The organism is Spirosoma gilvum, assembly GCF_054776815.1.
The window spans coordinates 1-23,810 of sequence record NZ_BAAHBH010000021.1 but is presented as its reverse complement, the minus strand read 5'-3'; the positions used below and the strand labels follow the sequence as shown (position 1 = coordinate 23,810).

Below are 23,810 nucleotides of genomic sequence, written 5' to 3'. Positions count from 1 at the left end.
AGTAGAGGTTATTTGTGATAGAAATGTCGATGGCTGGAACCATAGGAACGCCCCGAGCTTCCGTAGTAGCTATTGTCTTTATCGTCACTCAGGTTATCATCGCCTAACAGACGCGTACCGGTGAAGCCTGCCCATGTAAACACACCCAGTGCGACCAGTACCACCAGAACGTAGAATTTGATTTTTGAAAACTCGATGTTCATTCTGTTTCTTCGTTTTCAATGTTGCTATTAGCCCACCGCCGGGTTTCGAACGATCCGAGACGGAAAGCGAGTATGATCGGGTAAATAGCCAGTAATAAAACAAATACAACTAGATTCGACCCTAGTCCTCTGTTCTGGCGAACCCGTACAGTATACGAAATCGTCTGATCTTTTTCCGATACGGGGTAGATGTTCATGTGGTATCGTCCTGATGGCACCCGCGACAGAATAGCCTCTTCGATTCGGCTTCCTTCTGTCCAGCTTTCACCACCATCCACCCCTTCATAAAATTCCAGCGACTTAGAAACTTCATACACCCGGCCCGATTGTTCATTGATCAGGTTGATACTTAACTCAAGCCAGTGGTTGGTGAGGCTAGTTGCCGCCAAGTCGATGACCAGTGACGTTGGTCCATTCACCTCAAACGTAGAGGTAATGACGGGTTTACTGACACCAGCCGAATCGGGTTGAGTATAGAGTGACTGATTCACTAATTCTTTCGATGGCCTGGCAATCATCAAAACAACCTGGAGCACACAAATCAAAACCAGCGTCAGCCTCGTAAATCGCCAGGTGGCCTTCCAAACATCCTTATTCGCATCGCTTGGCTCAATTGCCCCTACCCCAACAGGTTGCGGCAGACTTTTTTCGGTTATGCCAAAGGCCGTTGCCAGTTCAGCCCGTTTTACATAACGAGCTTTATACCAATCGGATCGCTGCTGGTCCTGTTCGTGAACCAGCATATAAGGTGGCTGAATGTATTCAGAAATCGCTAATTGTTCATCGGCCAGAATATTCCAGTCAAACTCACCGACTGCATTGATAACTTCAGCTTTATACTGACTAAAAAGTTTATACTGCCGATCTTCCGCCCGTACATAATAAGACTGATCACGGTATGCCTGATACTGCTTTCCTGTCGGCTCAATGAGCATCCAATGTCCGTCATATTCAGAGAGTTGACAGTAGCTTCCATCTTTCTGCAACAGCATGTATTCAACCCAATCGTAGGTTGTCCCGGTCTCTCGCTTATGAATAAAGCCAACCACCCGAACAAACTGGTTGTTGATATAACCCTCCGTTCCGATCGGTAACACAACCGGAGAAGCCGAAATGGAAAAGGCTGTCAGAATCTGTGGTGGATTCTCAAACTCATACCAAAAAAACGCATGACAAGCCGGGCACCCATAATAGGAACTCCCCGCTACATCGTAATACGTAATTTCAGTTTGGCACTTCGGGCAATCAAGCGTGGCCGACGGAGGTGTCTGGCCGAAGGTAGCCATGTCAGTCATCGGGTGAGTTCCTGTTTAGAAAGTTCGGTGGCTGAAAAGTGACGCACTACTCCATCATAAAACTGACGAGCTTTTGCTGTATTGTCATGCAGATAATTTGACAGGAATACGTCGAAGGTGGCGATCCCTAATTCGGGCCAGGTATGAATAGACACATGCGACTCGGTCAGGCAGACAACAGCCGTAAACCCTCCATTGGGAAACATATGATACACTTCCCCAACTTTCGAGAGATTAAGTGACTCAATCAACTGGTCGAAAATTTTCTGGCACCCCACAGCATCGATCAGTTGATCGGCCGTAGACGAGAAGGTAGCCAGTACGTGCAAGCCTGGTCGATAGGCAGTCATGTGAATAGGTTAAGCCCGGCAGTGAACGATCTACTCAAAAAATGATCGGCTCGGCTAATCTACTCAAAAAATAGAAATTCGATTATTGGATTGGCTAACAAGCATAAAAAAGCCCCAACCGGCAAAACCTGTTGGGGCAATTCTGAACCGGGATTTATATGATTTAACTGACCGACTTTGATTCTGCTTTCGTAGAAAGCTACCAATTAAATCAAAGTCGGTCAGTTAAATCATATAAATCCCGGTTCGGACTATAGCGTACGTTTAACTTCTTTCAGTTCGAAGCTTTCGATTATGTCACCAACTTCGATGTCGTTGAAGTTTCTGATACTCAAGCCACATTCGTAGCCTGTTTTCACTTCGTTCACATCGTCCTTGAAGCGTTTCAGCGCACTGATTTCGCCGGTATGGATTACGATAAAGTCGCGAATAATCCGGATTTTGTTGTTCCGCTTGATCGTACCCTCGGTCACGTAGCAACCTGCCACCGTACCTACTTTACTGATCTTGAACACATCGCGAACTTCAATATTACCGACAATCACTTCTTCAACGGTTGGTGCCAGCAAGCCTTCCATGGCATCTCTCACCTCGTTGATAGCGTCGTAAATGATCGAGTAGAGACGGATTTCGATCTGCTCCTGCTCAGCCAGTCTACGTGCACTCGACGACGGACGAACCTGGAAGCCAACGATGACCGCATCCGATGCCGAAGCCAGCAGTACATCCGATTCGGAAATCTGCCCCACAGCTTTGTGGATGATGTTCACCTGTACCTCTTCAGTCGAGAGTTGAAGCAGCGAATCCGACAGGGCTTCTACCGAACCATCCACGTCACCTTTCACAATTACATTCAGCTCTTTGAAGGTACCGATAGCCTTCCGGCGACCGATCTCTTCCAGGGTGATGTGTTTGCGGGTCCGTAAGGTTTGCTCACGAAGAAGCTGTTCGCGTTTGTTCGCAATTTCGCGGGCTTCACGCTCCGTTTCCATTACGTTGAACTTATCTCCTGCCTGCGGAGCACCTGGCAGACCTAAAATCTGAACAGGAGTCGATGGACCAGCCTCTTTAATCCGGTCGCCACGATCGTTGGTCATCGCCCGAATACGGCCATAGTGAGCGCCTACGAGCATTATATCGCCCTGACGAAGCGTACCATTTTCAACCAGAACGGTCGATACATATCCACGGCCTTTATCAAGAGATGCTTCGATCACTGTACCCAGAGCCCGACGGTCAGGATTCGCTTTTAACTCGAGCAGTTCGGCTTCAAGCAACACTTTTTCAAGTAAGTCGTCAACGCCCATACCCGATTTCGACGAAATCTCCTGCGCCTGGTATTTACCGCCCCATTCTTCAACAAGGAAGTTCATGGCTGCCAGTTCGGTACGAATTTTCTCAGCATCGGCCCCCGGTTTATCTACTTTCGAGAAAGCAAATACAATGGGAACACCAGCTACCTGTGCGTGGTTGATAGCCTCACGAGTCTGCGGCATCACACTATCGTCGGCAGCGATCACGATGATAACTACGTCAGTTACTTTAGCTCCCCGTGCCCGCATGGCCGTAAAAGCTTCGTGACCCGGTGTATCGAGGAACGTGATCATTCGATCGTCGGAGGTTTTTACACTATAGGCACCGATGTGCTGTGTAATACCACCCGCTTCACCAGCCGCTACCTTCGCCCGACGAATATAGTCAAGCAGCGAGGTTTTACCGTGGTCAACGTGCCCCATGATGGTTACAATTGGTGCACGTGGCTGTAAATCTCCCGGATCATCGGCTTCAACATCGATACCGGCTTCGGTTTCATCTTCTGCCGATACAAACTGAACATCATAACCAAATTCATCGGCAATAACGGTGATCGCTTCGGCATCTAACCGCTGGTTGATCGACACGAACATACCCAAGTTCAGACAAACTGAGATAACGTCGTTGATCGACACATCCATCAGCGATGCCAAGTCATTAGCAGACACAAACTCGGTCACTTTCAGCGTTTTTGCTTCCAGTTCTTCCTGTTCGTTCAACAAACGACGATCTTCTTCACGCTGATTCCGGCGGTCACGTCGGCGATCGGCTCCCCGATTAGGCGTATTGCCCTGCATTCGGGCATTGGTCTGCTGAATGGCTTTCCGAACATCGGCCTGCGTAGGTGCTTCACGGCGATTATTATTCCGGTCATTGCCTCCACGATTACCCCGCTGGTCTCGGTCACGACCGCTATTGTTGGTATTACGTCCACCAGCTCCGCCACCTTGATTGCGGTTATTGGTATTCGCAGTTTGACCCTGACCCTGTCCGGCTCCTCCGCGATTAGCATTGGACTGGTTACGGTCAGTGTCCGTATTTTGAGTTTGTGGCCGGTTTCCATCGCGTTGCCCACCAGCCTGATTCTGCTGACGGTTTCCATCACGTTGTCCACCCGCCTGATTCGGTTGGCGATTGCCATCACGTTGTCCACCCGCCTGGTTCGGTTGGCGATTGCCATCGCGTTGTCCACCTGCCTGATTACGATCGTTCTGGTTACGATCATTTGGATTCCGGTTAGCAGGTCCCCGATCACCATCACGAGGGCCACGGTCATTCCGGTTAGTTGGTCCGCCCTGACCCTGTTGGGGTTGAGATGTACTTCCTAATGCTCCTTCACGCCCACCACGAATCCGCTTGCGCTTTTTCTTGTCTGCGTTATTGTTATTATTACCTCCACCTTGTCCCTGACGAGGGTTATTGACAGGAAGCTCAATTTTACCCAGAATTTTCAATCCACCCAATTGATGGCTACCGGCTGCCCGTATGGTTTCGGTAGGTACATTCTCCTCATCATCGTTTGCCACAGCAGGAGTAACCGCCGGTTTAGCCTGTGGAGGCTCTGATTTGGATTGTACAGGTGGTGTCGGTGCAGGCGTAGCCTTGGGAGGCTCTGGCGTAACAACGGGTTTTTCCGGTTCTGCTTTTACCTGCGGAGCCGGAACAGGCTGCGGTTTCGGCTGGCTTACAACGACAGGGGGAGTTTCCTTTGGAGCGGACGGTGTTGGTGTATTGACTGGCGGAGACACTTGTACAGGTGTTGGAGTGGGTTTCACCTCAACAACTGGCGTTGGGGCTGGTGGTGTCTCTACAGGTTTTACAACTTCAGCTTGTGGCTGAACCACAGCGGGTTTCGGTGGCTCAGGTATAGGCGTAACAACGCTACTCGGCTGAGGCCGATTCTCGACTGGTTTCGGTGGTTCAGGTGTTTTTACTTCCTGTGGTGGTGTTGCTTTCGCCTGGTTCACAGGCGGAGTTGCTGGTTTTGGATTCAAATCGATTTTACCCACCACTTTCAATCCTGGCAAACCTGTCTGAGCCGTTTGTGGCATTGAGCGAGGTTCTGCCGTTGGAGTTTTAGGCAACTCAGCCGGAGCTGGTTCGGGTTTCTTTTCGACAATTGGTCGTCCGGTATCATCACGACGCCAGGCAACGACATCCTCCTCCCGAGAACGCGGTGGCTCGGCAACGGTAACCGACGATTCGGTCCGGCGAGCTCCGTTCAGGAGTTCCGTTGATTTGTACTCTTTCGCTAACACCTCCAACTGTTCCATGTTGATTTTGGTGTTAGGATTTACTTCAACCTTAAACCCTTTGGCAGACAGACTACTCGCAACAGAGGAAAGCCCTTTGTTGAGAATTTTTGCCACTTGGCTCAGGCGCATTGACTTTTCTTCTGCCATACGTTCGGTCTATATTCGGCAAATTTAATGGTTGTTCCTATGGTATGAACAATAGTTACGGGAATTAAAATCCCTTATTTTAAGAATGTACAATGAATAATGAAAAATGAACACGGATTCACTACTATCTAGCTGTTCATTTTTTATTATTCATTGTACATTTTACTTTACTCAAACTCCTGTTTTAGAATATTGAGAATTTCCTCAACTGTATCTTCTTCCAGATCGGTCCGGCGAACGAGTTCTTCTTTACTCAGGGCTAGTACGCTCTTGGCCGTATCCAGACCCACTTTGCGAAGCTCTTCGATCATCCAGTCGTCGATTTCATCGGAGAACTCCATCAGGTCAACGTCTTCATCGTCTTCCTGACCTTCATTATCGCGGAATACATCAATCTCCATATCTACCAACCGTCCGGCGAGCTTAATGTTCTGACCACCTTTCCCGATAGCAAGCGACACCTGATCAGGTTTTAAGAAAACCGACACCCGCTTGTTGTCACGATCAATCTGCATCGAACTGATCTTAGCTGGACTCAATGCGCGACTGATGAGCAGTTCGAGGTTTTCGGTATAGTTGATTACGTCGATGTTTTCGTTGCCCAATTCACGAACAATCCCGTGAATACGCGACCCTTTCATCCCAACGCAGGCACCAACTGGATCGATGCGGTCGTCGTACGATTCAACAGCGACTTTAGCCCGTTCGCCCGGTTCCCGGACAATTTTACGAATCGAAATCAGTCCGTCGTAAATTTCAGGTACCTCAATTTCAAAAAGGCGCTCCAAAAATACGGGCGATGTGCGAGACAAAACAATCTTAGGCGTTCCATTCAGCATGTCGACCCGGCTAATCACAGCTTTCACCGCTTCGCCTTTCCGGTAACGATCTTTCGGGATCTGTTCCGTTCGGGGTAGGCTCAGTTCGTTGTTTTCACTATCGACCAGAATAATTTCATGCTTCAGAAGCTGATATACTTCGGAACTAACGAGGTCGCCTACCTGATCTTTGTATTTTTGATAAAGGAGTTCTTTTTCCATATCCTTTATCTTCTGAATCAGTGTCTGGCGAGCTGTTTGTACAACCCGGCGCCCAAAATCTTCCAGTTTTACCTCTTCGGCTACCTGTTCGCCAACTTCGAAGTCATCCTGAATTTTGCGGGCTTCGGCAAGCGGAATTTTATCGTAATCCCAAATATCCTCAGAATTATCATCGACAATCTCGCGTGTCCGCCACATTTCGAGGTCACCGCTTTCAGCGTTGATGATTACGTCGAAATTTTCGTCGGTGCCATATTTTTTACGAATCATTGTCCGGAAAACATCTTCCAGAATAGCGATCATCGTAGGCCGGTCAATATTTTTCGACCGGGCAAAGTCAGCAAACGATTCAATTAAAAGTCCACTGGTCATTTTATTAGTTAGTGAAGAGCCGGTAGTCTTCGGCCGATAGTCCTAGTAAAGTTGCTTTCACTAATGACTATTGACTATTTACTGACGACTTTATTTAAAAGATACCTCTACATTCGCTTTTTTAATCTGCTCAAACGGGATTGGCGTAGGGCCAACCGGTGCCGGTTCAACCAGTAAATCAGCTTCTTTTTTCTTTTTACTTTTTGACTTTTTTTCTGGCTCAATATCCAGAACAATATGTTCGTCGGCTACCGAAACCAATTTACCTTTCTGCGTTTTTCCGTCCGTCAATGTCACTGCCAGTTGACGGCCAATATTACGAACATACTGACGCATTGATTTTAACGGATAATCGACCCCTGGTGATGAAACCTCTAGCGTAAAAGGTGAATCACCAAAAAAATTCATCTCATCCATTTGTATGCCTAATTTACGACTGATTTCGGCACACTCATCAATAGTAATTCCTTCATCGCTATCCAGCAGGACAGTGACTTTAATCCGGCCTCCCTGCCGACCAGCTACTTGACAATCAACAATATAGAATTGTTCATTATTTAAATAAGGCTGGAGCAGTTCGGTTACTTTTGCTTTATCGTCCATAAGGTAGGGCTAACAAAAAAGGGAGTGCGACTCCCTTTTTTAATCAATGCCATATGGTTTTAATGCCACAAATATAATAGGTTTTTGTGGGTTTAGCAAGTATCAGGTGAACTCGCTTATATACGTTGCCAAAGCAAAACCTTATTTTTGGCTCAGAAACTAGCTATTTGGCGCTCTCTAGCCCACCAATATGACAATACGAACTCGGGTCGGACAACTCATTGCCTTTTTTTTTCGGTCGTTGCTTTGGTCGATCAATCTAATGCTGGCTGCGTATACCTGCCTTGCCTATTGGTTACTGTACAGTTTACAGATTGAGCACTGGTCGGCCGGAATGATCATGATCAGTATACCCATCGTTTGGGGATTAAACCTGGTTGTCGTTTGCCTGTGGCTGACCTCCCGGCCCTGGCGGAGTTGGCTATCGGGACTTGTTCTTATCCTGGGTGTTATTCTGTTAGGCTCCCGCACATTTGTCTGGCATTCGCCTGTTGACTCCCCAGGAAAGGGAACTTCTATAAAAGTTTTTAGCTACAACGTTCATCAGTTTAGCGAGTTTGGCGACGGTGACAAGCCATCGTCAAAAGCAAACAAGATACTCCCGCAACAGATGCTGAACTTTGTTCTGCGCTATGATGCTCCGATCAAATGCTTTCAGGAAGCATTTACGCAGGCTAATATACCGGCCTATGATCTCCTTGGCCGATTTGAGCAGGCAGGATACGCTTATACAGCTTTACTACATCCTGAAGCAGCGCACAAACCTCATGGCGATATTGGCATCGCTATTTTTTCAAAATTCCCCATTATTGCCTCCGGCCAGGAAGTCTTTGATGGCCACAACGGACTGGTCTGGGCCAATATTAAAATCGGAAAAGATACCATCCGTGTAATTAACGTTCACCTGCATTCGATGGGTATTCGGGTAGGTCGGGTACTTCGGCAGAACGAGATGAAAGGGGTACAACACGAAACCCGTGGTGTTTTGAGTGCGCTGCGTCTAGGTTTTATCAACCGAAACGATGAAGTACGACAGGTAGAAAAGGTTATCCGTCTGAGTCCTTATCCTGTCATTGTAACCGGCGACCATAACGATACACCCTACAGTGTCGTCTACGAGCGAATGCGTCGGGTCTTACCCAATAGTTTTGAAGATGCTGGACGAGGTTTTGGCTTTTCTTATAATCGATTGCCTAAATTCATCCGTATCGATCATCAGTTTCACGACCCAAAACTGCCCGTCTTGAATTTTGAGACGATCAACACCGTCACCTACTCCGACCACTATCCCATTGCGGGAACATATCTCTTAAAGTAGTTAGGAGCGAGGAGTGAGAATGGCTGACGCATCATAAAAACTGTGCGTCAGCCATTCTCACTCCTCGCTCCTAACTACTTTATGGATGGGCATTTACCCATTGTTCGCCATCGGTAAATACTTCTTTTTTCCAGATAGGTACGGTTTGTTTGATAGTGTCGATAATGAATCGGCAGGCTTCGAAGGCATCGGCCCGATGAGCGGTAGCCACCCCAATCAGAACAGCGATTTCACCAATTTGTAGAATCCCCGTCCGATGAATGATAGTATATCGAAGAATGGGCCATCGTTGCTGGGCTTCGTCAGCAATTTTTTGCATTTCGGAGATGGCCATCCGGTCATAGGCTTCATACTCGAGACGATCAACCGAACGCTGTTGGGTATTATCCCGAACAACCCCAAGAAAAAAATCAATAGCCCCCGCCTGTGACGACTGCAAATCATGTAGAGCAGCGGTTACATCGATAGGGTCTGAAGTAAGTGTGACCATCAAATAAATGATAAGTTATAAATGTGTTGTATTCCGAATAATTTATCATTCATAATTCATCATTCGTTTACCCTCCGCTAACAGGAGGAATCAATGCAATTTCGTCGTTAACGCTGAGGACATGGTCGGTTTCTGCATATTCTCCATTAACAGCTACTAATATGGATCGAATACCAGCCAAAGCAGGATATTGCTGGTGCAATTGACTCAATAAATCACTAACACGAGCTTCTGCCAACAGAGGCACCGATACAGACGACTGCCCTGTCAGATCGCGGGTGATTCCGAACAATAAAACCGAAACCGATGAATTCATAAACGGATCAAAAATAAGACGTATCGGAATAACATCGTAGGAGCGGATTGAAGTTCGTTGAAGGCAATAAAAAACGGTGCCACCTTTTAGATGGCACCGTTTCTTGAGTTGAGCTAAAATCTATTTCGAATTATCCAGCTTCCGTTCGGCCTTTTTCATTTTACGATCGGCCTTGTTGAGTGCTTTATCGGTACCCTGTTTTACGTCTTCTTTCGTGTTTTTGGCGGCAGTCGATATCTTGTCACCGGCTTTATCGGCTTCACGTCCTACTTTACGACCGGCCGCTTTAGTTGTTTCCTTAGCCTGATGAGCGGCTTCTTTTGCCTTTTCCTTGGTATCCTGAGCGAACACGACGATGCCAGTCGACATCACGAGCAGAGTAGTCAGTATTGCGAGTTTTTTCATGGTTGTTGAGTTATATTTAACCTCAATAACCTAAACAGGGTACGCATTGTTTGGCCATAATGGCCGTTTTTTATTCTTTATGCTTAAACACTTTTACCTGATAAACATAGTCCTGCATACGCTTGATCTGCTGCTTACGAGGCAAAGTCGCCAGTGTATTTTTCCGGTTCAACCGCACTGGTTGCCCTTTCAGCGAGTCGGCAGGGATACTATTTAGGGATTCAAGTAAATAGTTCGTTTTTACAGCGAAACTTACCCCTTCCGATGTGGTTTGTTTACCACTGATAATGCCAATTACGGCACCTTTCTCATTCAGAAGCGGCCCGCCCGAGTTTCCGGGGTTGACACCGATAGCTACCTGATAAGCGGTTGAATCACCTCGATACCCAGTACCCGAGCTTAAATACCCTTCGCCATATACGATCTCTTCGCGCGGATACCCTAGCGTGTAAACACGTTCCCCTAAATCGGATGAGTGGGCATCGAAGCTATACGGAACCGATGGCAGGGGTCGGAAAGCACTGTCGTCACAAAGTTGAAGAAAAGCCAGATCGTGTGCCTGATCGGCATAAACAACCCGGGCTTTATACACTTCGCCTTTATTGCTCTGTACATATACCGAATCGGCCTCTCGAACGATGTGATTATTCGTCACGAAATATCCATCACCGGTTAACAAAAAACCCGTACCGGCCACCTGACCAGGGTTTAGGCTCAGCGCACGGCTACGTCCGTTCAGGTCACTTAACAGTTTTCGCTGAGAGGACTTAACAGCCTGAATCTCTTTACTTAACTGGCTATATTGCTGTTCCTGCTTATGACTTTGCTGATACGAGCGATACAGGAAAATAGAGCCAAATGTAGTAATAATAGCCGCTGAGGCCGCCACCGCCAACGTAGTACGGTAGGTTTTCCATAAGCCACGGATTTGCCCGGACTCTTCCAGATCAGACTGATACGAATTAGCCGCCCGACGCATGGCATCCATGTCGGTTCCTGCATGAATTTTAGCCAGTCGCTGTTTAAACCGAATTCGCTCGCCATAAGCGTGCAAAGCGTTCTCTATATCTCTTTCCTCGTCCATATTTAAGAAAAGTTGTAGCGTTCAAAAGTTATATAGTTGTAGCGATAGAGATACACGTTACTAGTATATAACTCTATGATTTTATAACTTTTTTCTCACTGTTTATACTCCGAAAAGAAGAGCCGCTTCAGCCGCATCAGGCATTTGTATTTCTGCGTTTTGGCATTGTCGGCATTGGTATAGCCAAACTTTTCGGTAATATCCTGCATACTCAGATGCTGGATGTAAAAATCCTCTAATAGTGTCCGGCAGGGTTCCCCAAGTCGGTCAAGCGAATCAGCCATCAGGTCAAACTGGCGGTCACGTTCTTCGTGTGCAGCCAGATCATCAGTCAGATGGTCCAGCGCTACTTCGTCCGACACCGGCGAGTCAACATCGCGCACCATAAATCGACTCCGCTGTGCCAGTTGTTTAAGCCACAATCGCCTGCTTACAGAATACAGGTAGGTTTTTACCTGGCAATGCAACTCCAGTGAGCCACTCCTCACTTTTTCATACAGCACAATCAATGCTTCCTGATAAATATCTTTCGCATCGTCCTCGGTACCACTATTGGTCATCACTAAGTGAAGCACCATCGGAAAGTACCGCCGATACAACTGCACGAGGGCGTCGTCGGAGCCACTAGCCAACCCCATAAGCAACTCTTCATCAGCCAACACGGGGTGCTTACTTTCCTTCATTTAGTCGAGTCATTACTTAATACAAAAATGCCTGATACGTAACCCAAAAAAAAATTAAAAAAAGTTGGGTTACCTTTTTTCCAATAGGGTATTAAGGTTGACATTAATCATTAATCACTTAAACGAAAACATTCTCAAAACTATGAAAGCAATCACGAAATCTGCCTTCTTTTTCATGGCTATGATCGCCCTAGCTACGTCTTGCAGCTCGAAAAAAACTGAAACCGAGTCGACTACGACCGATTCTACCTCGACCATGATGTCTGACTCTACTGCAGCTACAGACTCTACCATGGCTACGGATTCGGCTTCGACGATGTCTGCTGATAGCGCGAAGTAATTTTTGCTAAGGCACAACTGCCGGTAACTTTTACCGACATCGCTATATACGGTATTAAGCCCTCTGACAGGTCAGGGGGCTTTTTATTTTGGCTAATTGTAGCGACGCAACCAGTTGCGTATGCTGAATTGATGGTTTATTGTTGACGCCAATGAGACGCGAAGTATCACGTTTCTACATCAACACACCTTTTAGCGAATTCATCTCCAGCGTAGGGGCCGCGCGTTCGTATAAAATATTGTAGACGGCATCCGTGATGGGCATATCAACACCAAATTTACGGTTGATGGCATGAATACTTTTTACCGCATAATACCCTTCGGCAATCATATTCATTTCGGCCTGGGCCGACTGAATCGTGTACCCTCGGCCAATTAAGGTTCCGAACGTTCGATTTCGGCTAAATGGCGAATAGGCGGTAACGAGCAAATCACCCAGGTAGGCAGAACCACTTAAATCACGATGCTTGGGATAGATCGCATCGACAAATCGCCGGATTTCCTGCATAGCATTGGATACCAGCACGGCCTGAAAATTATCCCCATAACCCAGGCCATGGGTAATGCCGCAAGCCAGAGCAATGATATTTTTCATAACCGCGCTATACTCGATTCCGTAAATATCATCGACGGGTGTCGTCTGTACAAACCGGCAGCGAAGCAGATTGGCTACCTTCTCGGCCGAAGCAGGAGCAGATGAAGCAATGGTCAGGTAAGATTGTTTTTCAAGGGCCACTTCCTCGGCATGACAGGGTCCGGCTATGACCGATATACGCTCAGTCGGAACGCCATATTGATCGCTGACCCAATCCGTTACGAGCTGATTGGCATCGGGAATCATGCCTTTAATGGCCGAGACTATGTATTTACCGGCAACATGTTCTGGCTTTAACCCTTTAAGTGCATCGGCTACAAAAGCGGCTGGAACGGCGAGGATGATACATTCACTATCGCGGACGGCATCCCGGATTCGGGTACAAACTTTTACCTTCCGCGTGTTAATCTGTACATCGCTCAGGTAGCTGGGATTATGGCCAAACTTCTTAATGTGTTCCGCATCAGAGGCTTTGCGAAGCCACCACTTTATATTGACATTATTTTCGGAGAGGATTTTAATGAGCGCGGTAGCCCAGCTTCCTCCCCCCACCATAGTCAGTCGAACGGGTTGAGTTACTTTCATGGGGTAAAGAAAAGAAATAAAATCAGAACCGGGATTGAAGGGATTAGAGGATTAAACAGATTTTGTTCAATGCTTCATGGAAGCTATCGTAAAATACAAAATCTGTTTAATCCTCTAATCCCTTCAATCCCGGTTCTGATTTACTCGTCTTTCTCTTCTTTTTTCTTATTCTTGTTGGGGTCGCGCTTGGTGATCAGCTCGCCGTCTTTCAGCTTCTTCGACACGGCAATAAATGGCCCCGAAATGATCTGCTCACCCGGTTTCAGGCCCGATATAATCTCGATATTTTCAAAGTCACTAATACCCGTTTTGACTTCGCGCTGTTTGGCCTTACCACCGACATTGACGAAGACGATTTCTTTAGGCTTGTCTTTCTTTTCCGTCTGATTGGCAGGCTTTTCGGCCACCGTCCCATTGCTATTATCCGCCATTTTCTCCGTGTCGATGGCTGTAGAGTCGGCCCCCCGTGTTGTGACAGCCGCAATCGGAACAGCGAGTACGCCCAGTTTGCGGTCAGTAATAATTTCGACCGAAGCGGTCATACCGGGCTTAAACGGATAGCCTTTTTTATCTTTCTCGGCCAACAGATCGGCGTAGGAATTATTGAGGATTTTGACTTTTACTTCAAATTCGGTTACGGCATCGCTCGATACTGAAGCGGCAGCCGCCGATCCCGATGAACTGGTCATTCCATTGGCCGTATTGGCTATTTCATACACAACTCCTTTGAATTTGCGACCAGCCGTCGTGTAGGAATCCACTTCAATATCGGCCGTATCGCCCAGATTGACCCGAACAATGTCGTTTTCGTTGACATTCACGCGTACCTCCATGTTTTGCAGGTTCGCAATGCGCATGATTTCGGTACCGGCCATTTGCGAGGTCCCTACAACGCGTTCGCCCAACTCAATGTTGAGCTTGGAAACAGTTCCGTTTACGGGCGAATAAATGGTGGTTTTGCGAAGGTTTTCGCTGGCATCACGTAGGTTGGCTTCGGCACTCTGAATGTTGAACTGAGCCGCCCGAACGTTAGCTTTGGCCGCTTCTACTTCCTGCTGGCCCACATTGTAGTTGGCTTCGCTGGTTTCCAGATCGGCGGATGAAATAACTTTATCGGCGAAGAGTTTTTTGTTGCGTTCGTAGTCGGCCTTAGCCCGAATCAATCGCGCACTCGACTGCGCTACCGATGCTTTGGATTGTTCAAGCTGCGCCTTACTCTGGTTGACAGTGGCTTTAGCGCGGGCCATCATGGACTCGTAGTTGTCAGGACGAATGCGGCACAATAGTTGTCCGGCTTTTACGGGATCGCCCTCGTTGACATACAGGCCGATAATTTCCCCTGATACATCGGGGCTGATTTTCACCTCAACCTGCGGCTGCACACGACCCGATGCACTTACCCGCTCGGTTATATTGGATCGTTTGACCGAAGCAAAATCGACTTCAGTAGCTTTGGGTTTTCCGATAATTCCGGACTGTTTGGCCGCTACCAGGCCACCAATGATCAGTACAAGTGCGCCACCTAATATCCACCAGATACGGTTCGATTTCTTCTTCATAATGAATAAAAGAGCGAAAGAATGAATGAGCGAAAGAGTGTTTTCGATCGGTAACGATCACTCTTTCTATCTTTCGCTCTTTCGCTCATTAATTAAAACTAAGCGGTTTATTTTGGTAAAAATCTAAAATTTTCGTCCGGAAAACATAGTCGTATTTTGCCTGCACCAACTGCGCCCGTGCATTGTCCAGCCGAAGTTTGGCCAGGCTATAGTCAACGGCATTGATTGCGCCGGCATTGAACCGACTTTCGGAAGCCTGGAACGCTCGCTCCAGCGAAGCTACCGACGCTTCAGTGGCCCGATACCGGTTTGATGCCGCCAGTAGGTTGGTATACGCCGTTTCAATTTGCTGACGCAACTGCAAGCGGGTGTTATCGGCAATCAATTGGGCATTTTGCTGCTGAATGATTGCACTCGTTACGTTCGTCCGGAACTGGCGGTTGGTGAAAATCGGAATGTTCAGGTTCAGCGAAACGCCCCGGTTGAGGTTATTACTCAATTGTTCCCCAAAGCGATAGGTTTCATTATAGCCCCCCGGCGAGGTCGTGCTGATCGTAACGGGTTGCGTTATACCACCCAAGGTTACCAGGGCACTTGTTGAATTCACATTAGTCGTTCCATCGGCAACAAAACGTTGAAGCCCTACTGTAGAATAAAGCGTCGATAAATTACCGCTGACGGAGAGTCGTGGATAAAGGCCGGCTTTGGCTACATCGATGCCAATTTTAGCACTCTGCGTCCGCAAATCTGCAGCAATAACCTGTGGCTGAGTAGCCAGAGCGCTTTCATATACCTGCAGAGCCGATACTTCATATCCTTCGATACGTGGGTCGGGAAGCTTGATATACTCGATTTCAAAGGGTTGTCCACCCGGCTGGTTCATCGCCTGAAGAAGCGCCAGTTTTGCCAGATCGACAGTATTTTGAGCGTTTACAATAGCCAGTTCGTCATTGGCCAGTGTCGCCTTAATTTCATATAGATTGGCTTCAGGAGCCGAACCTGCGTTGACCAGGCGCTGCGTACGATCTACCTGTAATCGCGACGTCTCGGCCTGCCGACGGGCAACATTCAATTGCTCGGCCCCGGTCAGTACGTTCAGGTACTGCTGAATCACATTCAGGATAACGTTATTTTCGGTAGCGGCCAGTTCTTTCTCGGTAGCCTGAACAATGGTCTGGTTCTGCCGAATCAGGTTCCGAAGCTGATACCCCTGAAAAATAGGCATCGAACCGGAAAGCTGGAAGTTATTGGACCGTACGGCTACATCGGTAAACTGGTTGGTTCCAGGGTTAATATTCCGACCCGCACTAAATCCCTGGGAGGCAAAGCCGTTAATGGTCGGTAACTGATTATACTTGGACTGTTTCAGGAGCAGGTTACTGTTTTGTACCTGTAACTGTCCCTGACGAACGGTGATATTATTTTTCAGAGCAATTTCAATGCACTGCGGCAAATTCAACACGGGCAGTGTATCTGTTTTGGCAGCACCGGTCGATGCCGTTACAGCCGTCGATGCGCTCTGCGCCCGTACAGTCGTCAGGCTGGTGGTTAGTAAACACCCAACGATTCCGATTCCTAAAAAAAGCACGCGCTGCATACTCATAATTTTGATGGTTCAATGTTACAAACTTACCTTCGGTGCCACTATCATTTTGGGATAAACGGCGCAAACTAAGGATGTTTCTGGTTTATAATTCGGATGTACTTTCTGAGAATGAATTTTGCCTGTCGGCCAATGACCGGGCTTTTCAATATGGCGATGGTCTTTTTGAAACAATTCGGTACGAAGATCAACAGGTTTGGTTCTGGGCTGACCACATGGCCCGGCTCACCGCAGGAATGGCTGCACTCCGACTGAACCCACCCGAAACTCACTTCGCCGAACGAATTTTCCAACAGATTCAGACGCTCTTGTCGGCCAATAACCTGACCGATCAGCCTGCCCGGATCAAGGTTCAGGTCTGGCGCCAGCCGGGTGGCTTATATACACCAACCCAGAACCAGTTCAATCTGCTGATTACGACCAAACCAGGCAGTCCGTTTTCGGTTAGCGATAAAGCGACGGTGGGTATTTACGAAGATTATCGGGTATCGAAATCCCCCGTCTCAGCATTTAAGACCATCAATAGCCTTCCGTATGTACTGGCTGGACTGCACAAACAACAGCATGGATTCGACGACGTCATTCTGCTGGACACCAACGGCAATCTGGCCGAATGTTTAGCGTCTACCCTTTTCTGGTTTAATCAGCATACCCTTTTTACGCCTTCGCTCGAAACAGGATGTATCAACGGTATACTGCGTCGACAATTGCTCCGGCTAGCCGCTCGTACTGACATCGATGTTCAGGAAGGACTATTCCAACCAGCAATACTTACACAGGCCGAAGTCGTGTTCTGCACGAACGTGATGGGCATTCAGTGGATACGCCAGGTAAACAGCATCAGGGTGGCTTCGTCGCCGGATGCGAAAGCGTTACTTAACGTCCTGTTCGCTCAACTTCACAGCTGAATCTTCCAGCCAGCCATCTTTCAGTCGCAGGATACGATTGCCGTATTCCGCATTGATTTCGGAGTGAGTTACCTGTACGATCGTTACTCCATCTTTCTTGTTCAGTTCGCGGAACAGTTCCATAATGTCGCGGGCCTGATCGGAATGGAGGTTACCCGTTGGTTCATCGGCAAAAATAACCGATGGTTCAGCGGCCAATGCCCGTGCAACACCGACCAACTGCTGCTGACCACCCGATAACTGCGATGGGAACAGGTCTTTTTTGGCGACCATGTTGAACCGGTCGAGCAATTCGGCTACGCGGCTTTTCCGCTCCGAGCCACTCAAGCCTTTATAGAGTAATGGTGTTTCGATATTTTCGTAGACTGTCAGTTCATCAATCAGGTGATAGGCCTGGAACACAAAGCCGATTCGGGTACGGTGCAGTTCTGTCCGACGCTTCTCCGACAGTTTCTGTACAGGTTGGTCATCAAAGAAGTATTCGCCTTCGGAAGGTTCTTCCAATAAACCCAGGATATGCAACAGGGTCGATTTCCCCGATCCCGACGGTCCCATGATGGAAACAAACTCGCCCTGGGCAATGTCGAGGTTGATATTGCGCAACACATACACCCGGCCAAAACCCGCTGGGTAGAACTTCGAGACGTTGCGGAGTTGAATCATATTTAGTTTACTTTTGAAATTATATTAGTTCAGTTAAGAGATCGCTCTATTGCCATTTACCAATGTTACTCAACCGTCGTGCCAAATTCACAACCAATTGACTAATAGAGCTGTATAGAGAATTCTTATTTTCTACCGTCCGGTAACGGACAAAGCTACCATTGAAATCGGACATCTTTTTTGTCTGCCATGCAACGTAGCCGAAAGTTTTGTCATCTTCTTCAAAAATCCAAAAACCATTTTAGCAATGAAAGCCATCTTCTTAACGACAATTATTCTAACAACCAGTGTTTATACGCTGAATGCGCAGGATTGGAAAAAAGACCGATCAGTTTCGGGTTTCACCGGCCTGAGTGTCAGTAGCGGTATCGATCTATACCTAACCCAGGGCAATTCGGAGAAGGTGACCCTCGAAGCCAAAGGGGTTGATGAAGATCGGGTAATTACCGAAGTCAAAAACGGTACACTGAAACTGTATATTGAGCGTAAAGGGTTCAGCGGCTGGAATTTCGGCCGTAACAACTACGTGAAAGCCTACGTAACCTTTAAACAACTGTCGAATTTACACGCATCAGGTGGTGCTGATGTATTTGGGCAAGGACGCCTGACCTTCAACGATCTGAACCTTGAGGCATCGGGCGGCTCAGATGTAAAATTAGAACTTAAAGCCGATGAACTGAACGTATCGGCATCGGGTGGCGCTGATGCAACATTACAGGGCTCGGCCCGGACGCTCAATGCAAACGGCTCTGGCGGTGCCGACCTGGATGCCCGGAAACTAACCGTCGATGTCTGCAATGCGAATTCGTCGGGAGGATCAGATGTGTACGTGAATGCCAACCAGGAGTTGACCATGAAAGCATCGGGTGGTGCCGATATTTATTACTCTGGTTCGGCCAAAGTGCTGTCGAAAAGCGAGTCGGGGGGTGGCGATATTAAGCGGAGAGATTAGAAAAAGAGCGAAAGAGCGAACGAGTGAAAGAGCGAAACGGTAACTTTACTCCCGAATTCGCTCTTTCACTCTTTCGCTCTTTCACTAGAAGTGACACCTACTATTGGTATATTAGGCGGGGGCCAGCTTGGCCTGATGCTGTTACAAGCCGCAATTGACTGGAACCTCCGCGTTCATATCCTCGATCCTGATGCCGAAGCTCCCTGTCGGCACCTATGCAGCCAGTTTGCGCAGGGATCACTGACCGATTACGACACCGTTTACCAGTTTGGACAAACAGTCGATGTTTTAACTATCGAAATCGAACGCGTTAATGTAGAAGCCCTGGAAGCCCTCGAACGCGAAGGCAAGCGTGTGTTTCCTCAGCCATCGGTCATTCGCACCATTCAGGACAAACGCCTTCAAAAAAAATTTTACCGGGACCATAACCTCCCAACTGCCGATTTTATCCTGACCGACAACCGAGCCGATGTCGCCATGGTTGAGATTCAACAGCTTGATTTTTTACCAGCTTTTCATAAACTCGGTCGCGATGGCTACGATGGTCGGGGTGTACAGCGCATCGCGACTGTGGCCGATGTTGGTAAAGCGTTCGATGCGCCGGGTGTACTGGAAAAAGCCGTCGACTTCGAAAAAGAACTGGCTGTAATTGTAGCCCGGAATGAGCAGGGAGAGGTAAAGACGTTCCCGACTGTCGAAATGGTATTTCACCCTGAACTCAATCTGGTTGAATACCTCTTCGCTCCTGCCGAAATAACGGATGATATTAATCAGAAAGCCCAGACCATTGCCCGTAAAACCGCCGACGCTTTTGGAATTGTAGGGTTACTGGCGGTCGAATTATTTCTTGACAAAGCAGGCAATGTGTTAATCAACGAAGTGGCTCCTCGTCCTCACAATAGCGGCCACCAAACAATCCGCGCCAACGTAACCTCGCAGTTTGAGCAACACTGGCGGGCCATTCTGAATTACCCGTTAGGGGATACATCGGCCTATCAGCCAGCCGCCATGATCAATCTGCTCGGTGAAGATGGCCATATAGGACCTGCACAGTACAAAGGGTTGGAAACGCTGTTGGCTATGCCAGGTGTATTCCCCTTCTTTTACGGAAAAGCCATTACCAAACCCTTCCGAAAAATGGGACACGTTACGGTTATGGACGATTCTCTGGATGCTTTACGCGAAAAAGTTGGCGAGGTTCGGAAGGGCATAAAAGTGATTACCTCCGAATAACCTATCCCCTTCGATTTATTGAATCAGGCAAAAATCCAGTCAAGGTCAATCGATAATTCGGGAAAGAGTTTGGAGGTAGCTTTGGTATGTTGTTCATATACCTCTCCTTCCTCCAAACGTCCATCTTTCAAAGCATATGTATAGATTTCTGCACTCTTAGGGACCGCAATCCAGTATTCCCGAACGCCAGCCGATTCGTATAAATCAAATTTTTCGTTGAAATCTTTCTTGTGCGTAGACGGTGATGTTATCTCAATAATCCAGTCAGGAGGGCCAACACATCCAAACTCGTCGATTTTATCAGGATCACAGATAATACTGATGTCAGGTTGAACAACCGTATGAATTTTGTTATTGAACCCCGGCTCATAGTCTGGATTCGGCAAGCGAACATCGAAAGGAGCTGCGAATACCTCGCAGGACCGTTGATCAAATTGATTGAACAAATCCCGTAAAATACGCATAGTTATTCGCTGATGCTTTGCACGGGGGGCAGGCGACATATTGTAGAGCTTACCTTTGATAAGCTCTACACTTTCTTCAAAACGCCATTTCAGATAATCCGCGTAGGTATATATACCATTCGGATCAAGTTGCGAAAGGTTAGTAATCATGACTGAAAACGCAGGTTTCTGCCAAAAATACGGAAAACCTGCGCCTATTCAACCACGTTGGTCAATGTACCGATGCCATCGATAGTAATGCTGATTTCATCGCCCGAACGAAGGGTAAAATCATCGGAAGGCACGATACCGGTGCCAGTCATCAGGTAGCAGCCATTTTTAAACGAGCACTCCCGAAAGAGGAACGAAACCAGTTCGGTATGTTGCCGCTTCATCTGACTGATGGCAATACTGTTGGAAAATACAGCCTGTTCATTCCGAACAATTTCCAGACGGATCATCGTTTCTGGTGAAATAGGCGCTTCGGGGACGTATAAACACGGGCCCAGAGCCGCACTGCCATCATAGGATTTGGCTTGTGGCAGATATAGCGGGTTTTCGCCTTCAATACTCCGCGAACTCATGTCATTGCCGCAGGTATAGCCTACAATTTTCCCAGCCGAAGTTATGAATAAGGTCAGTTCGGGTTCGGGTACATTCCAGTTCGAGTCGGCCCGGATACGAACATTTGCTCCCGGCCCTACTACCCGTTCGGGCGTTGCTTTAAAGAACAACTCAGGTCGGTCGGCATCGTAAACGCGGTCGTAGAAATTATCGCCCCCCGATTTTTTGGATTCCTCCATACGGGCATCCCGGCTACGCAGGTACGTTACGCCCGACGCCCAGACTTCCTGCCGACTAATGGGAGCCAGCAATCCAGCCTGTATCCAGGCCTGCCCTTCATCGGATATGGGCGGAAGGGCTGTAAACGTATTTAAAAATTCGTGTAAATCATCCCGGTTTACCAGTTCATCCCAATCTGCATCGGGCATGGTGTAAAACGCATTTTCGTTCTCTACAACGATGCCGGAACGGGTTTTATATAGTTTCATAGACTAAAAGGAAGTACCTTTTGCAAAGAAAGTTTGTTTCCACTTTTACTTTATCGCTCTATCCGGAATTTTGTGGAAAAAGAGTTATCTTAGTAGACTCACGCACTCCCGCTTCGGCGGTCAACTCAAATGCTGCAAAAGACGCAGGGAATTGCCCTTAGTTACATACGTTACCGCGAAACCTCCATTATTGCCCGAATCTACACCGAAGAATTTGGCCTGCAAGGGTACCTGGTCAACAGTGTCCGAACCGCCCGAAGTAAGACTAACAAAATCGCTTTGTTTCAGCCGCTTACCCTGCTGGATATGGTGGTTTATAACAAACCCGACCGTGATTTACATCGATTGTCGGAGATTAAAACAAGTCATCCTTTTCAAAGCATTCCCTTCGATGTCAGCAAATCGACCATTGCGCTGTTTGTGACCGAACTACTCAACAAGGTCCTGAAAGAAGAAGCACCAAACCCGATGCTATTCCAATACCTGGTCAATTCAGTTTTGTTTCTCGAACAGGCGCAAACGAACTTCGAGAACTTCCACCTCGCCTTTTTGCTCAAGCTTTCGTTTTATTTAGGCTTCGGCCCTGAATCGGCCCGCGAATTTGAAAATCAGCTCCGCGAAAACTCGTATCCTTTTCTGCCTGACACCGAGATGGAGGTAGCGCTCAATACGATGCTTCGTCTGCCATTTGGCACCTCCATTAAACTTGCCCGATCTGCCCGAAATGAATTAGTGGATGCGCTGGTAGCGTATTACCAGATCCACATCGATTCGATCGGCGAAGTAAAATCACTGCCGGTTCTACGAGAAGTGTTGGGATAATGTAAAGCAGTTTCCACGGCAAGGGCCGACAGTCCGCTCTACTTAGATTTTCCGTTTCAGCTCAAAGTGCTGGCCCAGGTATAGCCGACGAACCTGCTCATCGTTTGCTAAATCTTCGGCGGTACCCTGCTTCAGGATTTTGCCTTCAAAGAGCAAATAGGCCCGGTCGGTGATAGACAAGGTTTCGTTTACGTTGTGGTCGGTAATGAGAATACCGATGTTGCGATGTTTGAGCTTAGCCACGATGCTCTGAATATCTTCCACAGCAATGGGATCGACACCCGCAAACGGTTCATCCAGCAAAATAAACTTGGGATCGACAGCCAACGCACGGGCAATTTCCGTACGGCGACGTTCGCCCCCCGACAACACCTTGCCTTTGCTTTTGCGTACGTGTGTCAGACTAAATTCTTCCAGCAACTCTTCGACCTTTTCTTTCTGTTGCTGTTTGGGCAAACTGGTCATTTCGAGCACAGCCAGGATATTTTCTTCGACAGATAAATCCCGAAAGACAGATGCTTCCTGCGCCAGATACCCCAGTCCCAGTCGCGCTCGTTTGTACATAGGCAAGTCGGTCACATCGGTATCGTCAATAAAAACTTTACCGCTATTGGGTTTGATGAGCCCTACCGCCATGTAAAAGGAGGTCGTTTTACCCGCACCATTTGGTCCGAGGAGCCCCACAATTTCGCCCGTTTCGACCTGATACGATACGTTATTGTTGACCAGCCGGGAGCCGTATTTCTTTATTAAATTTTCAGTTCTGAGGATCATTCGGATACACAACAGCAAAACAGCCTGAACCCGACTACGCTCAATACGCAGCCACAGCCACAAAGGTCGGGCTATTCCTACGTACTGACAAGCATTTTTGACGCCGATCCAGTCCAGGTGGCTATTATTAACATTTATTAGGAAGCTATTGCCGACCCTTTCGCCTTTCGAATCGCAGATTAGCCATATACTATCGAAAATTGGGCGGGTGTCAAGTAAAATTGAGCTCGCATGATGACCATCCTTATTGCGGTATTTCTACCTTATTACACTGTAAACTAAGTATTATAGTATTTTAGGAGTATGAAAAAGCAACACGTAATGCTGAGCGATGAACATCAGAATCACCTGCGTCAACTCCTGAGCAAAGGTACTCTGTTCGCTAAAACCTTCAAACGGGCTACGGC

23 protein-coding genes are annotated in these 23,810 nt (G+C 47.6%); 5 read left to right on the top strand and 18 right to left on the bottom strand.

What is annotated here, in order from left to right; translation table 11 throughout:
• Window positions 1–8: 8 nt before the first annotated feature.
• The 6 genes from ACYVFD_RS34025 to ACYVFD_RS34000 form a co-directional block, all read right to left on the bottom strand.
• The gene (locus tag ACYVFD_RS34025) at window positions 9–203 is read right to left on the bottom strand and encodes a hypothetical protein (RefSeq protein ID WP_461095070.1); all 195 of its coding nucleotides are present in this window, start codon (window positions 201–203) and stop codon (window positions 9–11) included.
• A complete protein-coding gene (locus ACYVFD_RS34020; RefSeq protein ID WP_461095069.1) occupies window positions 200–1,489 on the bottom strand; it encodes a DUF4178 domain-containing protein in 1,290 nt (429 codons plus the stop codon). Before ACYVFD_RS34020 ends, ACYVFD_RS34025 begins: the two co-directional genes overlap by 4 nt.
• Window positions 1,490–1,494: 5 nt before the next feature.
• Window positions 1,495–1,848: an S-adenosylmethionine decarboxylase family protein gene (locus ACYVFD_RS34015; RefSeq protein ID WP_461095068.1), complete on the bottom strand. Its 354-nt coding sequence runs from the start codon at window positions 1,846–1,848 to the stop codon at window positions 1,495–1,497.
• A 251-nt stretch (window positions 1,849–2,099) separates the two neighbouring features.
• Window positions 2,100–5,564: a translation initiation factor IF-2 gene (gene infB / locus ACYVFD_RS34010; RefSeq protein WP_461095067.1), complete on the bottom strand. Its 3,465-nt coding sequence runs from the start codon at window positions 5,562–5,564 to the stop codon at window positions 2,100–2,102.
• A 167-nt stretch (window positions 5,565–5,731) separates the two neighbouring features.
• Entirely contained in the window at window positions 5,732–6,976 is a 1,245-nt protein-coding gene (nusA, locus tag ACYVFD_RS34005; RefSeq protein WP_461095066.1) for a transcription termination factor NusA, read from the bottom strand.
• A 90-nt stretch (window positions 6,977–7,066) separates the two neighbouring features.
• Entirely contained in the window at window positions 7,067–7,579 is a 513-nt protein-coding gene (locus tag ACYVFD_RS34000) for a ribosome maturation factor RimP (RefSeq protein ID WP_461095064.1), read from the bottom strand.
• A gap of 196 nt (window positions 7,580–7,775) precedes the next feature.
• Here ACYVFD_RS34000 and ACYVFD_RS33995 point away from each other — a divergent pair, with 196 nt between their 5' ends.
• On the top strand, window positions 7,776–8,897 hold the full coding sequence (locus ACYVFD_RS33995; RefSeq protein ID WP_461095144.1) for an endonuclease/exonuclease/phosphatase family protein: 1,122 nt from the start codon (window positions 7,776–7,778) through the stop codon (window positions 8,895–8,897).
• Window positions 8,898–8,976: 79 nt separating this feature from the next.
• Here the strand turns inward: ACYVFD_RS33995 and ACYVFD_RS33990 are convergent, their stop codons facing one another.
• The 8 genes from ACYVFD_RS33990 to ACYVFD_RS33955 all read right to left on the bottom strand — a co-directional run bounded on the left by ACYVFD_RS33990 (window position 8,977) and on the right by ACYVFD_RS33955 (window position 16,550).
• Window positions 8,977–9,387 (bottom strand): molybdenum cofactor biosynthesis protein MoaE, encoded by a 411-nt coding sequence (locus ACYVFD_RS33990; RefSeq protein ID WP_461095063.1) that lies wholly within the window; start codon window positions 9,385–9,387, stop codon window positions 8,977–8,979.
• A 67-nt stretch (window positions 9,388–9,454) separates the two neighbouring features.
• Window positions 9,455–9,703: a MoaD/ThiS family protein gene (locus ACYVFD_RS33985; RefSeq protein ID WP_461095061.1), complete on the bottom strand. Its 249-nt coding sequence runs from the start codon at window positions 9,701–9,703 to the stop codon at window positions 9,455–9,457.
• Window positions 9,704–9,823: 120 nt separating this feature from the next.
• Window positions 9,824–10,108, bottom strand: coding sequence for a hypothetical protein (locus ACYVFD_RS33980; protein ID WP_461095060.1), 285 nt, complete (start codon window positions 10,106–10,108; stop codon window positions 9,824–9,826).
• Between the two features lie 70 nt (window positions 10,109–10,178).
• Window positions 10,179–11,192 carry a S1C family serine protease gene (locus tag ACYVFD_RS33975; RefSeq protein WP_461095058.1) on the bottom strand — a complete coding sequence of 338 codons (1,014 nt, stop codon included), beginning with the start codon at window positions 11,190–11,192 and terminating at the stop codon, window positions 10,179–10,181.
• Window positions 11,193–11,287: 95 nt separating this feature from the next.
• Window positions 11,288–11,875 carry an RNA polymerase sigma factor gene (locus tag ACYVFD_RS33970; protein ID WP_461095057.1) on the bottom strand — a complete coding sequence of 196 codons (588 nt, stop codon included), beginning with the start codon at window positions 11,873–11,875 and terminating at the stop codon, window positions 11,288–11,290.
• Between the two features lie 514 nt (window positions 11,876–12,389).
• Window positions 12,390–13,394 carry an NAD(P)H-dependent glycerol-3-phosphate dehydrogenase gene (locus tag ACYVFD_RS33965; protein ID WP_461095056.1) on the bottom strand — a complete coding sequence of 335 codons (1,005 nt, stop codon included), beginning with the start codon at window positions 13,392–13,394 and terminating at the stop codon, window positions 12,390–12,392.
• Window positions 13,395–13,534: 140 nt separating this feature from the next.
• Window positions 13,535–14,953 carry an efflux RND transporter periplasmic adaptor subunit gene (locus ACYVFD_RS33960; RefSeq protein WP_461095054.1) on the bottom strand — a complete coding sequence of 473 codons (1,419 nt, stop codon included), beginning with the start codon at window positions 14,951–14,953 and terminating at the stop codon, window positions 13,535–13,537.
• A gap of 88 nt (window positions 14,954–15,041) precedes the next feature.
• Window positions 15,042–16,550, bottom strand: a complete 1,509-nt coding sequence (locus ACYVFD_RS33955) for a TolC family protein (RefSeq protein WP_461095052.1) — start codon at window positions 16,548–16,550, stop codon at window positions 15,042–15,044.
• A 41-nt stretch (window positions 16,551–16,591) separates the two neighbouring features.
• Between ACYVFD_RS33955 and ACYVFD_RS33950 the strand changes: the two genes are divergently transcribed.
• The gene (locus tag ACYVFD_RS33950; protein ID WP_461095051.1) at window positions 16,592–17,464 is read left to right on the top strand and encodes an aminotransferase class IV; all 873 of its coding nucleotides are present in this window, start codon (window positions 16,592–16,594) and stop codon (window positions 17,462–17,464) included.
• Here the strand turns inward: ACYVFD_RS33950 and ACYVFD_RS33945 are convergent.
• Window positions 17,429–18,127: an ABC transporter ATP-binding protein gene (locus tag ACYVFD_RS33945; RefSeq protein ID WP_461095049.1), complete on the bottom strand. Its 699-nt coding sequence runs from the start codon at window positions 18,125–18,127 to the stop codon at window positions 17,429–17,431. The genes ACYVFD_RS33950 and ACYVFD_RS33945 overlap by 36 nt on opposite strands.
• A 247-nt stretch (window positions 18,128–18,374) precedes the next feature.
• Here ACYVFD_RS33945 and ACYVFD_RS33940 point away from each other — a divergent pair, with 247 nt between their 5' ends.
• Both ACYVFD_RS33940 and ACYVFD_RS33935 read left to right on the top strand, forming a co-directional pair.
• On the top strand, window positions 18,375–19,079 hold the full coding sequence (locus ACYVFD_RS33940; protein ID WP_461095047.1) for a head GIN domain-containing protein: 705 nt from the start codon (window positions 18,375–18,377) through the stop codon (window positions 19,077–19,079).
• Between the two features lie 90 nt (window positions 19,080–19,169).
• Window positions 19,170–20,312 (top strand): 5-(carboxyamino)imidazole ribonucleotide synthase, encoded by a 1,143-nt coding sequence (locus tag ACYVFD_RS33935; protein ID WP_461095046.1) that lies wholly within the window; start codon window positions 19,170–19,172, stop codon window positions 20,310–20,312.
• A 23-nt stretch (window positions 20,313–20,335) separates the two neighbouring features.
• Here the strand turns inward: ACYVFD_RS33935 and ACYVFD_RS33930 are convergent, their stop codons facing one another.
• Both ACYVFD_RS33930 and ACYVFD_RS33925 read right to left on the bottom strand, forming a co-directional pair.
• Complete coding sequence (locus ACYVFD_RS33930) at window positions 20,336–20,926, bottom strand: Uma2 family endonuclease (protein ID WP_461095045.1); 591 nt, start codon at window positions 20,924–20,926, stop codon at window positions 20,336–20,338.
• A gap of 44 nt (window positions 20,927–20,970) precedes the next feature.
• The gene (locus tag ACYVFD_RS33925) at window positions 20,971–21,807 is read right to left on the bottom strand and encodes a fumarylacetoacetate hydrolase family protein (RefSeq protein ID WP_461095044.1); all 837 of its coding nucleotides are present in this window, start codon (window positions 21,805–21,807) and stop codon (window positions 20,971–20,973) included.
• 129 nt (window positions 21,808–21,936) lie between these two features.
• Here ACYVFD_RS33925 and recO point away from each other — a divergent pair, with 129 nt between their 5' ends.
• Window positions 21,937–22,629 (top strand): DNA repair protein RecO, encoded by a 693-nt coding sequence (gene recO / locus ACYVFD_RS33920; protein ID WP_461095043.1) that lies wholly within the window; start codon window positions 21,937–21,939, stop codon window positions 22,627–22,629.
• Window positions 22,630–22,671: 42 nt separating this feature from the next.
• Here the strand turns inward: recO and lptB are convergent, their stop codons facing one another.
• Window positions 22,672–23,403, bottom strand: coding sequence for an LPS export ABC transporter ATP-binding protein (gene lptB, locus ACYVFD_RS33915; protein ID WP_461095042.1), 732 nt, complete (start codon window positions 23,401–23,403; stop codon window positions 22,672–22,674).
• Between the last annotated feature and the right edge of the window lie 407 nt (window positions 23,404–23,810).

Excerpts from the sequence above, each read along its gene's own strand:
- ACYVFD_RS33945 (WP_461095049.1), bottom strand. The coding sequence starts at position 18,127 with ATGATTCAACTCCGCAACGTCTCGAAGTTCTACCCAGCGGGTTTTGGC.
- lptB (WP_461095042.1), bottom strand. The coding sequence starts at position 23,403 with ATGATCCTCAGAACTGAAAATTTAATAAAGAAATACGGCTCCCGGCTG.
- ACYVFD_RS34015 (WP_461095068.1), bottom strand. The coding sequence starts at position 1,848 with ATGACTGCCTATCGACCAGGCTTGCACGTACTGGCTACCTTCTCGTCT.
- ACYVFD_RS33960 (WP_461095054.1), bottom strand. The coding sequence starts at position 14,953 with ATGAAGAAGAAATCGAACCGTATCTGGTGGATATTAGGTGGCGCACTT.
- ACYVFD_RS33975 (WP_461095058.1), bottom strand. The coding sequence starts at position 11,192 with ATGGACGAGGAAAGAGATATAGAGAACGCTTTGCACGCTTATGGCGAG.
- ACYVFD_RS34025 (WP_461095070.1), bottom strand. The coding sequence starts at position 203 with ATGAACATCGAGTTTTCAAAAATCAAATTCTACGTTCTGGTGGTACTG.
- ACYVFD_RS34000 (WP_461095064.1), bottom strand. The coding sequence starts at position 7,579 with ATGGACGATAAAGCAAAAGTAACCGAACTGCTCCAGCCTTATTTAAAT.
- ACYVFD_RS33930 (WP_461095045.1), bottom strand. The coding sequence starts at position 20,926 with ATGATTACTAACCTTTCGCAACTTGATCCGAATGGTATATATACCTAC.
- ACYVFD_RS34020 (WP_461095069.1), bottom strand. The coding sequence starts at position 1,489 with ATGGCTACCTTCGGCCAGACACCTCCGTCGGCCACGCTTGATTGCCCG.
- recO (WP_461095043.1), top strand. The coding sequence starts at position 21,937 with ATGCTGCAAAAGACGCAGGGAATTGCCCTTAGTTACATACGTTACCGC.
- nusA (WP_461095066.1), bottom strand. The coding sequence starts at position 6,976 with ATGACCAGTGGACTTTTAATTGAATCGTTTGCTGACTTTGCCCGGTCG.
- infB (WP_461095067.1), bottom strand. The coding sequence starts at position 5,564 with ATGGCAGAAGAAAAGTCAATGCGCCTGAGCCAAGTGGCAAAAATTCTC.
- ACYVFD_RS33970 (WP_461095057.1), bottom strand. The coding sequence starts at position 11,875 with ATGAAGGAAAGTAAGCACCCCGTGTTGGCTGATGAAGAGTTGCTTATG.
- ACYVFD_RS33940 (WP_461095047.1), top strand. The coding sequence starts at position 18,375 with ATGAAAGCCATCTTCTTAACGACAATTATTCTAACAACCAGTGTTTAT.
- ACYVFD_RS33925 (WP_461095044.1), bottom strand. The coding sequence starts at position 21,807 with ATGAAACTATATAAAACCCGTTCCGGCATCGTTGTAGAGAACGAAAAT.
- ACYVFD_RS33955 (WP_461095052.1), bottom strand. The coding sequence starts at position 16,550 with ATGCAGCGCGTGCTTTTTTTAGGAATCGGAATCGTTGGGTGTTTACTA.
- ACYVFD_RS33965 (WP_461095056.1), bottom strand. The coding sequence starts at position 13,394 with ATGAAAGTAACTCAACCCGTTCGACTGACTATGGTGGGGGGAGGAAGC.
- ACYVFD_RS33990 (WP_461095063.1), bottom strand. The coding sequence starts at position 9,387 with ATGGTCACACTTACTTCAGACCCTATCGATGTAACCGCTGCTCTACAT.
- ACYVFD_RS33980 (WP_461095060.1), bottom strand. The coding sequence starts at position 10,108 with ATGAAAAAACTCGCAATACTGACTACTCTGCTCGTGATGTCGACTGGC.
- ACYVFD_RS33985 (WP_461095061.1), bottom strand. The coding sequence starts at position 9,703 with ATGAATTCATCGGTTTCGGTTTTATTGTTCGGAATCACCCGCGATCTG.